The sequence below is a fragment of the Acinetobacter lactucae genome (genome assembly GCF_013344765.1).
In the GTDB taxonomy this organism is placed as follows: domain Bacteria; phylum Pseudomonadota; class Gammaproteobacteria; order Pseudomonadales; family Moraxellaceae; genus Acinetobacter; species Acinetobacter lactucae_A.
In genome coordinates, this window is record NZ_JABVBF010000087.1 from 1 (window position 1) to 14,048 (window position 14,048).

Here is a 14,048-nt window from a genome sequence, read left to right on the forward strand (position 1 = left end):
TTTTAATGTTTTAAAAATATTAACTTTTCAGTAAGACCTTGAATAAATAAGAAAACAGAGGAATGAAAGTTGTGTTGAAACGAAGTATTTTGATACTTTTTTTGACTGGAAACATTATCGGTCTATCATATGCTCAAGCAGCAGAACTAGAGCCTGTAAAACTTAAAAAAAGTTGTATTAAGAAGAACCCTTTAGCTGAAGGTCAAAATGATCCTGAGTTATTGAATATTTTTAAACAAGTTTGTGATAGCGATAATACAACTCAAAAAAATGATTTATTAGCTAAAGCTGCTATGCGGTTTTATCAAACCAATCAACCAGTTAAAGCATTGAATTTAGCAAGTCAATTGCAAAGTCAAAATATACGCGGTTCATTAATAACAGATGTCTTGTTTTTATCTGGTGTGAGCATTGCAAATAATTCTTTGCAGCAAATGCGTACCCAGGAAATGAGATATTTAAGCAATGATGTGACTTATCCTCCTGCAAAGCAGTTAATTGAAAATATTCACACTGCAATGCCTGCTCCTGACCCATCGAGCTTTAAAGCAAGTTCTGATAGTAGCTCAGATGATAATGAAAAGAGAAGTTATAAAAAACAGTATGTAACGCGTAATAAAGCGAGTACTTCTAGAACTTCAAATAGACGAGTATCAAGCCCAGCAAAGACGACTACAGTAAAACCTAAAACTGCACCTGCAGCCACTGTGAATAAATCAAAAAGTTCGCCTTTTGACCCTTTAATTAAATAATCCGGAATAGAATCTTATGGCTAAGAGAGAGAGCGTACAAAAGAAGCTTCAGCGAATTCGACCTCCACGTGTTCAACTTACATATGATGTCGAAATTGGTGATGCAAAAGAAGCGAAAGAACTACCATTCGTTGTGGGTGTGATGGGTGATTTTTCGGCTGCATCTGAGCTTGAGCGTACAAAATTAAAAGATAAAAAATTCATTAATGTTGATTTAGATAATATTGATGAAGTTATGGAGTCATTGTCTCCAAGAGCTGCTTTTCAAGTTGATAATACGTTGACAGAAGAGGGCGGTAAAATCGCTGTTGATTTAACATTTAAGTCAATGGAAGACTTTCGTCCAGAAAATGTTGTTCAACAGGTTGATCCATTAAAAAAACTTGTTGAAGCACGTGAGCGTTTAACTGACTTAAGAAACAAAATTTCTAACAGTGAACGTTTGGAAGATTTACTTGATGAAGTTCTTAAAAATACAGATCAGATTCGTAAATTGAGTGCGGAGGCTGATCATGAATAATACTCAATCTGCAGCAATGCCACTTGTTGAAAATGAACAAGCTACTCTTTTAGACTCGATTGTTGAAGAAAGTCGTATTGCTCGAAATGAAGAAGAACATTCGCGTGCTAAAAGCTTAATCGGTGAGCTTGCTAAAGAAGTAATGGCAGGAACAATTACAGTTTCTGAAAATATGACTTTATCAATTGATAAGCGTATTGCGGAAATTGATGCTCTGATTTCAAATCAATTAAGTCAGATCATGCACAATGAGCAATTCCAAAAGATTGAATCAACTTGGCGTGGTCTCTATTACTTCTGTCAAGAGACTCCATCTAACCCTCTTATTAAAATTCGTATGTTGAATACGACTAAGAAAGAGTTAGTAAAAGATTTCCAAGGTGCTACAGACTTTGATCAAAGCACTTTGTTTAAGAAAATCTATGAAGAAGAATATGGTTCTTTTGGTGGTGCGCCATACTCAGCACTCATTGGTGATTTTGAATTTGACCGTACACCTTCTGATATGTATTTGCTTGAGCAAATCTCTCATGTTGCTGCAGCAGCGCATGCGCCATTTATTTCGGCCGCTAGCCCAAGCATTCTTGGGCTAGAATCATTTACAGATATTGATCGTCCTAGAGATGTTTCAAAAATCTTTGAAACAGCTGAATATGTGCAATGGCGTTCATTCCGGGACAGTGAAGATGCTCGTTATGTCGCTTTAACATTGCCACATGTGCTTGGTCGTCTTCCTTATCATCCAAAAGAAGGAACAGCTACAGAAGGGTTTAACTTTGCTGAAGATGTTTCGGGTGCGAACCACAATGAATATTTGTGGATGAACGCTGCCTATGCTTTTGGTACTCGTTTAACAAATGCATTTGATATGCATGGTTGGTGTGCTGCAATTCGTGGGGTTGAAGGTGGTGGTTTAGTCGAAGGCTTGCCTGTACACACTTTTAAAACACAAGATGGCGAAGTGGTATTCAAGTGCCCAACAGAAATTGCAATTACTGACCGCCGTGAAAAAGAATTGAGCGATTTAGGCTTTATTCCTTTAGTTCATTGTAAAAACACTGATTACGCGGCTTTCTTTGGCGCGCAATCAACTCAAAAACCTAAAAAATATGACAATGATACAGCAAATGCTAACTCTGCTTTATCGAGTCAAATTCAGTACATCATGGCCGTTTCACGTATTGCTCATTACTTAAAAGCAATGATGAGAGATAAAGTGGGTAGCTTTGCTTCTGCAGGAAATGTTGAAGCATTTTTAAATGAGTGGTTGTCACAGTATGTGTTACTTGACGATGGTGCTTCTCAAGAAGCAAAAGCTCAATACCCTCTACGTGAAGCGTCTGTAAAAGTTGTAGAAGATCCTGCTCAACCAGGTCACTACAAATCTGTGGTTTTCTTGCGACCACACTTCCAGCTGGATGAGTTGTCAGTTTCTTTACGACTTGTCACTGAGTTACCTCAGTCCTCAAATTAATAAAGGTCAGCGAAAGAATAACTTTAAATTACAAATAGGAAAGTTCTAAATGAAAGATATATACGTTGAGTTTCGTGGTAAGTATAAAGTTGACGGAGAGTCTCGTGACGCTGAGCACAAAGGCTGGTTAGAAGTTAACTCTTGGTCTCACAACATTCGTCAACCTAAATCTGCTACTTCAAGTAGTGTTGGTGGTCATACTGCTGAACGTGTTGAACATTCAGATATGGTTTTTGTTAAAGACCTAGATGCAACTAGCCCGAAATTATGGGAAGCATGTTCGGCTGGTTATACATTTGATGAAGTACAAATCGACTTCTACCGTGCAAATGGTGATAAGCGCATCAAGTACTTACAAATCAAATTGAAACATGTTCTAGTTTCTAGTGTTACTCCAACAGTTAATGAAGAAGGTGTTCCAACAGAAGCGTTTGGTTTGAAATACGCAGCTGTTGAATGGACTTACAATCAACAAGATATTAACGGTACTGCTAAAGGTGCTGTTACTAAGAAATGGTCACTTTCTAACAATACTGCTTCTTACGCAGCGTAATTGTTTAAGTGAATATTTGGTGGAGGCTGACTTAAAGTTAGCCTCTGCTGTCTTTAAGCATGCTTGTTGTGAACTCGAATGAATTTAGATCGGCTTTATCCATATGGTTTTCGTTCAACTTTGTTTGACCGATTAATTCCTGAAAGTGAAGATTATGCAAAAGGTCTTTCTATTCAGCAATTAAGAGAATCGGTAGCAAAAGATTTAGAAGACTTGCTTAACAGTCGAGTCGCTAAGTTGGATCATGTAGTCGATGATTATCCACTAGTTAAAAAATCTATACTTCAGTTCGGTATTATTGATTTTGTGGGGCTTTCTACAGCTAATCCGCTAGATCGAGACAAGATTTGCCAATCAATTGAACAATCAATTGCAGCTCATGAACCCAGATTAAGACAAATACGGGTAGAGATGTTGTTGGATGGGCACAATATGGGGGCATTGTGTTTAAGCATTCAGGCGTATCTAAATATTCATCCACTGTATGAACCTGTCGTTTTTGATGCATTGTTAAAACCGACAACGCAGCAATATGTAATTTCAGCGAGAACCTAAGCATAGTGGGTGTGTTGTGATAGAAGAGCTTTTACCTTTTTACGAAAAACAACTACAGGAATTTGGTCAGCAATCTCGTGAATTTGCTCAAAAATATCCGAAAATTGCTCAGCGTCTATCTTTAAATCAAGAGCAGATCGATGATCCGCATATTGAACGTCTTATACAGGCTTTTTCATTAATTTCGGCTCGTATTGATAAAAAACTTGCTGATAGTTATGACGTATTTACACGTTCTTTATTTGAGGTGATGTTCCCCCAATACTTACGTCATTTTCCGGCTTGTTCAGTAATAAGTTTTGAAGATATCAATAAAATAAAGCAGCTCACAGAAGCGCATATTGTTCCTGCTCACACAGTCTTGAAGTCACGTAGCTTTAAAGGGGTTCAGTGTGAGTTTAATACTACGCAAGAAGTCAAATTACTCCCTATAAATTTACAAGCGCTAGAGTTTAAAAGCATACCTAGTGCACATATGCATTTAAGTCAAAATGCAACTTTAACTTTTAAGTTCGAAATTTTTAATCATGCACATGTATGTTTAATAAGCGAAAAATTACCTATTTATTTAGATGCAATTTCTAATTTTCCGCTTCAAGTACTAGACAGTATTTTTAAGAAGGGAACAACTTTTGCCATTAAAATAGGGCAGAAAATTATTGAACTGGATAAAAATCCATTTGAGTTAACAGGTTTTTCAGAGCAAGAAAGTCTATTGCCACTCGATCAGCATACTCATCATGCTTATCGTTTGCTGATGGAATATTTTTGTTTTCCTGAAAAATTTAATTATCTGAAACTCGATTTAGGTTTTTTAAAGCGCTTATCTCTAGAAGATAGTAATTTTGAACTGCTTATACATTTTAAATTAAATCTAAATGATCAAGCTGTAGTGCGAAATTATTCTGAATTAAATGTCGCTAATTTTAAGTTGTTTACTACACCAGTCATTAATTTATTTGAAAAATATGCTGAACCACAAAAGATTGTACATAAGCAATTAGAATACCCGCTGATTACAGATGCTCATCATCCTGAGTTTTATCAGGTGTATTCAATTACTGAAATGAATATGGTTCGTGAAAAAACAAGTCAAGAAGAAAGCTATGTTCCAGTGCTGCCTTTTTTTGCCATGAGTCATTATCATGCTGACACGGCGCGTTTTTTCTATTCGGTGAATTATCAAAAGCTACAGCCCAATTTTGTCGAAATGGGTTATTCAATTATTTCAAAAAACTTAAATCCTTCTTCAACACGTTCGGATTTTATTAGTACTAAACTATTATGCTCAAATCGTGACTTACCACATGAAGCATTAGGACAGTCGAATAATATATTAAATCTAAATGATAGTAGTTTGGCTCGCCGTGCCATTGTTTTAAAAAGACCTACAAAACCTTATCAATTTGGTCAAAGCCAGAGTGAGCAGTGGCGTGTTATTTCGCATCTTTCATTAAATAGTTTAGCTTTAATGAAAGGTGATGCGGTATCTCATATTAAAGAGTTACTTGCGTTATATAACTTACCTTTATCAAAAGAAAACTATCTAATAATTGAATCAATCAAGCATCTTGAATTTTCACTTACTCACAAACTTGTAGATGGAAAGCCATTCCCAATGTTTGTAAGAGGAGTAAAGGCAGAGTTACAAATTGATTCATCGGTATTTAGAGGTCATAGCCTATACATTTTTAGCCAATTGTTAAGTCGTGTTTTTAATTTAAAGGTTCAAATTAATAGTTTTGTTGATTTGGTTGTTAAGGATTATTCATCTCAGCAGGAGTTATACCAATGCATTCAGAACGTTGGTGGCAAGACTCTTCTGTAACAGCTGAGCTCTTTACAAAGCCAAAGTCTTTTGAGTTTATCCAAGCCACACGGCTATTAAGACACGATTCAAATCGTACAGTTAGTTCATCTTGGAGTGATCATTTTAAGTTTGAGACATCCTTTAATTTAAATTTTCCTGCTACAGAGATTGAAAATTTAGAATTAACGGACGAGCGGATTTATATCACGAATTTAATCGTTGGTCTTACGGGCATACAAGGTGCTTTACCTTATACGTATACGAATAAGATTAAGCAAGCTCCGCGTCAGCAACGAGCTGAGACTAAAGAGTTTCTAAGCTTATTTAATCATAAGCTTACTGCTCAATATGTAGAGTCTAGTATTACCTATAATCTGCCGATTAGATATGAGATAGAACATAAAAACGATTATTTAGATATACTGCATGCTTTGAATGGCTATGTGCGATCACAGCATCAACAGGCTGATCTAGATGAATATTTTGCAGAATTTTCAGGATTAATGCAGGGACAAAATAATACAGTCCATGCATTAAAAACGATGCTGTCATGTATTTTTAAACATGACATTACGATTAAAGAATTTGTACAAGAATCTTTTAAGTTAGCGAGTGACCAGTTAACAACTTTAGGCGGAAGTCAGCCGAGTTTACTTGGCGTTAATACCTTTTGTGGGGAAACCATTCAACAGATTGATGGAAAAATTGAAATTCAAATTGGACCATTAAAACGGCAGCAATATCTCAGTTTCTTACCAAATCAAGAGTTAAGCTTAAAGCTTAAAAAACTCGTGGAAACTTGGTGTAGTCCAACTTTATCGATAGATTTGCGGCTTATCTTGGATGAGTCAGAAATACAACCCATTTGCTTAACTCACAATAACGAGAGTGGTTTAGGGCAGGGTTCTTTTCTCATATCGCGACAACCAAAAGTACATAACCATGAAACTTGCTATAGCCTTATTGGAGAGACAATATGATTAAAAAAATATTACTCTCGTTCATTGCTATATTTTCAGTGGTTAGTGGAATTATTATTTTCTACTGGCGTGATGTTCAATACAATCCAGATAAAGGAGATTTTTTCCTTTATTTCTTGATGTTACCAGCAGTTATTACCTTGGTGATCTTATCGCCATGGTTAGTTTATAGCGCTTATAAAAATTATAAAGAAAAGAAAGAACAAGCTATAAATCAAGATAAAGGTGATGCTAACCAAAAACAAACTGCGGTAACTGATGCACCACTTGAACAGCTAGATTTTAATATTTACTCTTCTTTTGCTGTACATGCACTCGGTGAGAATGAAAGCATTATTGAGCAGCTACAAAACTTTAAAAGTCCAGAGCTGGATGATCAACTGTTAAATTCTTACGGATTGCCTCTTTTATCTTACCGAATTAAAGACTTGGATGAAGATAATCATGAGGAGAGCGAGTATGCATCTCCACGACAAGTTCGTATGATGTCATTAATAAAACAGCAATTAGAACAAAATATAGAAAACTTATATCTTCTTGCAGAGCATTTAAAACGTTCAACTTTATTTTATGAGTCGCAGCAAGCACGTGAATATCATATGCATCCGGCATGGGTGGATCCTGAGTCTGAATATGATGATGTTCAAATGCCGATAGTCGAAGTTTATCGTTTAAATCGCTTAAATCTACATATCCTTCTTTCTGAAGATTTATTACATATCTGGAATGATGACCAAAGTAATGAATTAATTTTAGAGTTTTTTGCTGAGATTGGCATTCCTGCTCAAAAGATCCATATTGAATATCATTTTTTTGGAGAGCAACTGGCTTACCAAGAGCTGATACACCTATTAAAAGGTATTCATAAAAGAGAACACGAGATGTTCTTTTTGCTCGTAGCCGATTCCGAAATTGATCAGGATCTAGTCGATGAAAAGTCTTGGATGATTAAAGATTATATTCCTGCTGAATTTGCAGCAAGCTGTTTACTTGCTGATCCTTTAGTAAAAATTCAAGAATTAGAACCTGCTAAAAATCTAAAAGTTGTTGTAGGCCAACAAGATACGGCAAAGCTTTTTACTAATTTTGAATTTCATGACTTACCTCAACATGAAGGTGAAGATCCTTATGTACTGATACTGTCAGATCAGACGGATATAAAAGTTTCGAAGAAATTGCAGCAACACTTTCTTCAAACACCTGTAGAACCACATCACTATATTTATGTGAAATCTTCATTAGGGCATACCCAACATTTAGCTGATATTTATGGCTTTATGCTGAGCATGCATTTCCCTGAACATATCATTCCTTTTATCTTTGGAGAGAATACGGTGTCAGCACATACATTTGTGCAAAGTGTCACTGAAAATTCAGAAGATGATGCGATGGTGTTGAATAACTAATTTAAACTTTGGACTTAGAACGAGAATAGAATGCATACAATTTTAGGCTACTTGTGGCAGTACATCACGAATCCTAAAGCAATTATCGCCGTGTCATTGTTCGTGGCATTGATGTCTTCATATACTTCAATTCCTCGTCATATATTCTGGGCTTTAGCTACTGCCTATGCTTTGGGTCTAATTGTTTATGGTATTTATTGGCTCATTCAAAGAAGAAAGCATGAGGCTCAGGGCGAAGAGCTAGCTGAAGCAATTGAAAAAGATAACCAAGCTGAATATGGCAAAAATAAAGATAAAGATGAGCTTCAGCTTATTAATCAACAGATGAAAGAATCAATTCAATTGATTCGTAAATCTAAGTTGGGTGATAAAAAAGGGAATGCTGCATTATATGAGCTTCCTTGGTATATGGTTATTGGTAATCCGGCAGCAGGGAAAAGTTCGGCTATTTATAACTCTGGTTTAAAGTTTCCTTTCGAAGAAACGCATCAGAAAATGGTATCTGCTGGTTTGAGTGGTACTCGAAATTGTGACTGGTTCTTCTCAACAGAGGGTATTTTGCTCGATACAGCAGGTCGTTATTCTGTTTATAGCGAAGATCATTCTGAGTGGTTAGGTTTCTTAAATATTTTAAAAAAGAATCGTTCTAAAGCGCCAGTCAATGGTTTGATTCTCATTGTTAGTATTGCTGAGCTCATTAGTCAAAGTCCTGAAAACTCATTAAAGCTTGCTAAAAATTTACGTGCACGTATTCAAGATTTAACTGAACGTCTAGAAGTGGTTGTACCTGTTTATCTAGTCTTTTCAAAGATGGATTTGATTGCGGGTTTTACCGAGTTCTTCGAATTTTACGAAGCCCAAGAATACAACCAAGCATGGGGTGCAACGCTTCCATATGAACAGAGTTCTTCGCATAATGCTGTAGAGTTGTTCGAAAAACATTACAATATCCTTTACGATGGTCTAAAAGGCGTAAGTTCGACTCATTTAAGTCGCCGTCATTCGCAAAATATTTCACCAAGCGTAATGACCTTCCCATTAGAATTTAAAACATTAAAACCAGCTTTAAAAAGCTTTATCGGTACACTTTTTGAAGATAATCCGTATCAATTTCAACCTGTTTTCCGTGGTTTTTATTTCACGAGTGCTTTGCAGGAAGGTGTAATTGAAAGTCCAATGACTGAACAAATTGCACAAGAATTTAAGCTGACTCAAATTGCTCAAAGTGATTTAAAAGATTATTCAAAAAATACCCCTAATCATGGCTATTTCTTAAATGGTCTATTTTCAGATGTTATTTTAAAAGATAAAGACTTAGTTAAGCAGCATGTAAATACGGGCAGAAAACGTCAGCGCTATATTGCATTTATTGGTGCTTTAGCGGGTGTTTCAATTATTTTGGGTGTATGGGTTTGGTCTTATCGTAACAACCAGCAATTAATTGGTGAAGTGCAAGCTGACTTAAATAAGGTAGTTCAATTAGAAAGAGCCTCTGGTCAGCAATTGTCTACCCAATTAGAAGCTTTATTGATTCTTCAAAGACGTCTACAGCAGCTAGATGAGTTTGATGAAAATAGACCACTTAAGTTTAGTTTTGGTTTATATCAGGGCAATGAGCTTCGTGAAAAGCTAAAAGCCGAATATTTAAAAGGTGTTAAGCAGATTGTATTAACGCCGACACAGCAAAATATTGCTCAATATTTGCAACGTGTAAAAAATAATGAAGCAACCTTAAAAGCGAATCATACCAATGTGGAGATTAAGCAAACTGCTCAATCTCAACAATATTTGGAACCTTCAGATACCAATCCTCAAGATGCTTATAACGCACTAAAAGCTTATTTAATGATGAGCAATCCGCAATATATGGATGCAAGTCATCTAAGCGATCAGGTTACGCGTTTCTGGCGTTCTTGGTTAGATGCAAATAAAGGTCAAATGCCGCGTGCAGATATGATCCAAGAAGCTGAACAGATCTTATCTTACGCAATGACTTTGGCAAATGATAAACAATTCCCAGTTTTAGAAGCTGACTCTCAAATTGTTGATCAAACACGTCAAGTATTGCTCTCTGTTGTTCGAGGTATGCCAGCTCGTGATCGTGTTTATAACGAAATAAAAATGCGTGCAGCAGTACGTTTCCCTGCGTTGACTGTAAGTCAGATCGTGGGTGAAGCCAATAAAAATGTTGTGTTAGGAAGTTATGCATTGCCTGGCGTATTTACTCAAAAGGCATGGAATGACTATGTAGAAAAAGCAATTGAAGAGGCTGCAGATAAGCCAACAGATAGTAAAGATTGGGTGCTAAATAGTCGTCAATCTGATGATTTAACTTTCTCAGGTAGTCCAGAGCAAATTAGAAAGCAACTGACTGCTCTCTATAAACAAGAATATATTGCGGAATGGAGAAAGTTTTTAAGTGGTATTCATTATGCTAAAGCAGGCCAATTTGCTCAGCAAGTAAAAAATATTGATGTTTTAGGTGAACCACAAAACTCTCCAATTAGAACATTAATTGAAAGAGTTGCAGTCGAAACAAACTGGGATAATCCAGTGGTTCAAGCTGAGCTTGCAGCTCCACAAAAGGGATTTATTGCGTGGTTTAAACGTAAAGTTTTAAATCATGATGACAAGCAGGTTACTAATCAAGTGGCTAACAATGCCCAAGGCGCTATTTCTCAAGAATATCAAATGTTCTACCAGTTGGTTCGCAAACGCGATGATCAACAAGGTAAGTCATTGCTTGATGAGTATATGACAAATTTAGCTCTGGTTCGTAGTAAGTTTAACGAGCTTAAAAATGCAGGTGAAGTTGGTCCTAATGCGATGACATTGGTCAAACAGACCTTAAATGAGCAAACGTCTGTATTTAACCAGACTCAAAAAATTGTAGATGAAAAAATGGCGGTTGGTTTCAATGAAATTGATCAGCGATTACTACAAAAATTGGTAGTTAGTCCACTTACACAAGCTTTTGAAAGTTTAATTACACCGACCCAAGACGAAATTAACAAATTATGGGTAATGCAAGCCTATCAACCATTTACAGCAAATCTTGCTAAGAAATATCCATTTAACTCATCAGCCTCTTTACAGGCGACAAGTAGTGAAATTGGTCAAATCTTGGGGGAGAACGGTAGTATTTCTCGCTTTGTAAAAGAAAGCCTTGATCCGTTTGTGATTCGTCGTGGTTATACATTAACCTCTAAAACTTGGAAGGATTTGGGAATTAGTTTAAATCCTCAATTCGTCATGAATTTCCAACGATATGTTTCACCAGCCAATGGTATGGCAACTGGTGAGTTGAATACTCAAGCTCCAACGGCGGCACCAGCAACTAACCAATCGAACTTCCAGTTCTACCCAATTCCAAACCCGCAGTTACTTTCATATACCGTTGATATCGATGGTCAGCGTATGACTTATGAAAATGGCGTGCAACAGTGGGTGAACTTCATTTGGCCAAATCAAGGCAGTATTCCGGGCGCTCGAATTACCGCTGTAGATTTACAAGGTCAAACGCATACGATTTTTGATGAGCCGGGTGAATACGGTATTAACCGCTTAATTGATAGTGCTCAGCGTAAAGAACAAAATGGCGGATTTGAAATGCTTTGGCGTAGTAAAACCGACCCATCATTAGTTGTAAAAATGAATTTCCGTCTGATCAGCAGTAATTCTGGCAGTATTGGTTCAAGCCGTGGTTATGCGGGTATGCAACTAGTGGATAAAGTCACAGCCGACAAAGCAGCTCGTGTGGTGTCTGCTCAGCAGGCGCCAGCTCAAGCAGCTGCTCCAGCAAAAACAGAAAATCCTGTTTCAGCACTTGCTCAGCCTTCTGTGGGAGTTAAACCATGACATGGAAAATAACCTCTATGCGAAAGGAGGAGCAATAATGCAAACATTAAAAACAACTCCTTTGTATTACGGCAAAAGTCCTGCACGAGGCGACTTTTTAAAAACAAAAGGTCAGAATGCTTTAATACAGTTGCTTGATCAGTGGATTACTGAAGCATTGGAATATGCAATGCAATCGGGCAGCTTTAAGGACGCTTATAACACGTTGCCTTCGCTCGACTTCTTTATTGCGAATCCGAAAGAAAATATGTTTTTAGCGGCGAACCTTCTTGCAAGTGAAGATAGTTCGGGTCGATCTTTTCCAATGGTACTGAGCCATTTATTAGAAATTGATTTGCCGTATGATAATTTGCTATATGCACCATATAGCTATAAACATGTACTCATTGATTTATTCCAGAACAATCGTGCTTTAAAAGGAATTAAAGATTCGGATCTGTTGCTTGGAAAATTAGGTCACTTACAAAATCAAATTCAGGTTTTAACTGAACGCGAGTGTGTAGGTTTCTATGAAAATCATACGATGCACTCATTTGCTCAATTAATGAAACTCAGTATTTATGAGTTAGCGCAAAGTATGATTGGTCTGGGGTTATTACTTCAGCCCATTTTACAAAACGGAACCAGTCGCTTAAATAAAGTTTTAATTTTGCCTATTAATAATCCCGCTTACAGTTATGAAATAGCAGCCTTTTGGGTCAGTATTATTTGTCGCTTTTTAAAGGAACATAATACTGAGGTATTGATAGGTTTGTTACATCGAGAGCAACCCGTATTATTCTTTGGCTTTCAAGGGGCTGATATTTTAGCCCTGAGCGATATTTTTACTCAGAATATGGATAGTAAACATTGGGTATCTTTAATAGAAGCTCAGTGGATTGATACTTATTTGGAGCAGAATGCTGGTTTAGCTACGCTAGAACAATCATTATGCCAACGCCAATTAAGTTTAAATCAAGGCTTAAAACTATTTAGACAGACTTTTTTGGGTGAATAATAATGAATCAACGAAATCAAACTAAACTTACACAGCTCATAAAAGGCTGTTTTATCTATGCGATTGCTAATTATGCTTTGGCTCAGCCTATTGTTGTAGAAGGTGTGGTTCCTAACGAGGCGAGTAAACAGGCTATCTTATTAAAAATGCAATCTGTTTATGGTGCTGATCAGGTAGTAGATAAAATACAAGTGAGACCCGTCGCTGCTCCAAATGGGTGGAGTGACTCGGTGACGCGAGTGATTACCCCCGATCTTAAAAAGGTTTCGCAAGGGAAATTAAGCGTAAATGGTACTCGGTTTGAGTTGAGTGGAAAAATGCTGAATCCAGCAGATATCCAACCTACAATTCAATCTTTTCAAGGATTAGTGCAGCCACCATATCAACTGTATTCACAGTTATCAGTCAATCAGGCTGAGCAGAAAATCATTGATGATGCACTTAAAAATCGAATTATTGAGTTTGAATCTGGTAGCGCAGTTTTAACTGATGCGGGTCAAAAAATTCTAGATGAGATGGCTATTGCTTTAAACAAAGTAGGTGGTAAGAAAGTCAAAATTATTGGTCATACTGATAGTTCTGGTGATGCGACTAAAAATTTAAAACTTAGCCAAGATCGAGCATTAGCAGTTAAAAACTATTTGATTAGTAAGAGTATTCCTGCTGATCATTTATCTACAGAAGGCTTAGGTTCATCTAAGCCAGTTGCAGATAACACTTCTGCAGAAGGCAGAAAGAAAAATCGTCGAATTGAGTTTACTGTTCTATAAATATAAGGAGAAGAACATGGCTAGCCCTTACATTACGATTGGATGCCCAACAACTGGTGGAGGGCAAGTCATTTCAGGAAACAGTACATTTTTAATTGATGGAATTGCAATTGCTTGTGTAGGAGATAAGGCAACTTGTCCGTTACACAAAACGATTTCTACGATTGTATCGGGAGATCCAAATATGCTTGTCATGGGAAAATCCGCAGCGCGTGTAAATGATTCATTATCATGTGGCTGTAAATTATTGCCAAAACAGAGTTTAGTTAATCAAGGATAAGGGTAGAGATATTTTTATATAGATATAAATATCTACTAAAACATATTAACGCTTGAAATGATGAGTAGTTTGTCTGATAAAGCTGAATTTTGT

Annotated in this window: 12 protein-coding genes; all 12 read left to right on the forward strand. The window is 36.7% G+C overall.

Features of this window, described 5'->3' with window-relative positions:
- Positions 1 to 62 precede the first annotated feature (62 nt).
- The 12 genes from HUN22_RS10230 (at position 63) to HUN22_RS10285 (ending at position 13,955) form a co-directional block, all read left to right on the forward strand.
- Positions 63 to 752, forward strand: coding sequence for a hypothetical protein (locus tag HUN22_RS10230; protein ID WP_174728783.1), 690 nt, complete (start codon positions 63 to 65; stop codon positions 750 to 752).
- A 16-nt stretch (positions 753 to 768) separates the two neighbouring features.
- Positions 769 to 1,272 (forward strand): type VI secretion system contractile sheath small subunit, encoded by a 504-nt coding sequence (gene tssB, locus HUN22_RS10235; RefSeq protein WP_005041656.1) that lies wholly within the window; start codon positions 769 to 771, stop codon positions 1,270 to 1,272.
- A complete protein-coding gene (tssC, locus tag HUN22_RS10240; RefSeq protein WP_016141470.1) occupies positions 1,265 to 2,746 on the forward strand; it encodes a type VI secretion system contractile sheath large subunit in 1,482 nt (493 codons plus the stop codon). The genes tssB and tssC overlap by 8 nt, the downstream gene beginning before the upstream one ends.
- A 49-nt stretch (positions 2,747 to 2,795) precedes the next feature.
- On the forward strand, positions 2,796 to 3,299 hold the full coding sequence (locus tag HUN22_RS10245; protein ID WP_016141469.1) for an Hcp family type VI secretion system effector: 504 nt from the start codon (positions 2,796 to 2,798) through the stop codon (positions 3,297 to 3,299).
- Between the two features lie 78 nt (positions 3,300 to 3,377).
- Entirely contained in the window at positions 3,378 to 3,854 is a 477-nt protein-coding gene (tssE, locus tag HUN22_RS10250) for a type VI secretion system baseplate subunit TssE (protein ID WP_002048404.1), read from the forward strand.
- Between the two features lie 16 nt (positions 3,855 to 3,870).
- The gene (gene tssF, locus HUN22_RS10255) at positions 3,871 to 5,682 is read left to right on the forward strand and encodes a type VI secretion system baseplate subunit TssF (RefSeq protein WP_174728786.1); all 1,812 of its coding nucleotides are present in this window, start codon (positions 3,871 to 3,873) and stop codon (positions 5,680 to 5,682) included.
- Positions 5,646 to 6,644 carry a type VI secretion system baseplate subunit TssG gene (gene tssG / locus HUN22_RS10260; protein ID WP_174728788.1) on the forward strand — a complete coding sequence of 333 codons (999 nt, stop codon included), beginning with the start codon at positions 5,646 to 5,648 and terminating at the stop codon, positions 6,642 to 6,644. The genes tssF and tssG overlap by 37 nt, the downstream gene beginning before the upstream one ends.
- Positions 6,641 to 8,050 carry a hypothetical protein gene (locus HUN22_RS10265; RefSeq protein WP_174728790.1) on the forward strand — a complete coding sequence of 470 codons (1,410 nt, stop codon included), beginning with the start codon at positions 6,641 to 6,643 and terminating at the stop codon, positions 8,048 to 8,050. The genes tssG and HUN22_RS10265 overlap by 4 nt, the downstream gene beginning before the upstream one ends.
- A gap of 30 nt (positions 8,051 to 8,080) precedes the next feature.
- Entirely contained in the window at positions 8,081 to 11,908 is a 3,828-nt protein-coding gene (tssM, locus tag HUN22_RS10270; protein WP_174728792.1) for a type VI secretion system membrane subunit TssM, read from the forward strand.
- Between the two features lie 37 nt (positions 11,909 to 11,945).
- Positions 11,946 to 12,905, forward strand: a complete 960-nt coding sequence (gene tagF, locus HUN22_RS10275; protein WP_174728794.1) for a type VI secretion system-associated protein TagF — start codon at positions 11,946 to 11,948, stop codon at positions 12,903 to 12,905.
- Between the two features lie 2 nt (positions 12,906 to 12,907).
- Positions 12,908 to 13,675: an OmpA family protein gene (locus tag HUN22_RS10280; protein WP_174728796.1), complete on the forward strand. Its 768-nt coding sequence runs from the start codon at positions 12,908 to 12,910 to the stop codon at positions 13,673 to 13,675.
- 16 nt (positions 13,676 to 13,691) lie between these two features.
- Positions 13,692 to 13,955 carry a PAAR domain-containing protein gene (locus HUN22_RS10285; protein ID WP_174728798.1) on the forward strand — a complete coding sequence of 88 codons (264 nt, stop codon included), beginning with the start codon at positions 13,692 to 13,694 and terminating at the stop codon, positions 13,953 to 13,955.
- Positions 13,956 to 14,048: the final 93 nt, after the last annotated feature.

Coding starts and splice junctions, on each gene's coding strand:
- HUN22_RS10230 (WP_174728783.1), top strand. CDS start 63: ATGAAAGTTGTGTTGAAACGAAGTATTTTGATACTTTTTTTGACTGGA.
- tssB (WP_005041656.1), top strand. CDS start 769: ATGGCTAAGAGAGAGAGCGTACAAAAGAAGCTTCAGCGAATTCGACCT.
- tssC (WP_016141470.1), top strand. CDS start 1,265: ATGAATAATACTCAATCTGCAGCAATGCCACTTGTTGAAAATGAACAA.
- HUN22_RS10245 (WP_016141469.1), top strand. CDS start 2,796: ATGAAAGATATATACGTTGAGTTTCGTGGTAAGTATAAAGTTGACGGA.
- tssE (WP_002048404.1), top strand. CDS start 3,378: ATGAATTTAGATCGGCTTTATCCATATGGTTTTCGTTCAACTTTGTTT.
- tssG (WP_174728788.1), top strand. CDS start 5,646: ATGCATTCAGAACGTTGGTGGCAAGACTCTTCTGTAACAGCTGAGCTC.
- HUN22_RS10265 (WP_174728790.1), top strand. CDS start 6,641: ATGATTAAAAAAATATTACTCTCGTTCATTGCTATATTTTCAGTGGTT.
- tssM (WP_174728792.1), top strand. CDS start 8,081: ATGCATACAATTTTAGGCTACTTGTGGCAGTACATCACGAATCCTAAA.
- tagF (WP_174728794.1), top strand. CDS start 11,946: ATGCAAACATTAAAAACAACTCCTTTGTATTACGGCAAAAGTCCTGCA.
- HUN22_RS10280 (WP_174728796.1), top strand. CDS start 12,908: ATGAATCAACGAAATCAAACTAAACTTACACAGCTCATAAAAGGCTGT.
- HUN22_RS10285 (WP_174728798.1), top strand. CDS start 13,692: ATGGCTAGCCCTTACATTACGATTGGATGCCCAACAACTGGTGGAGGG.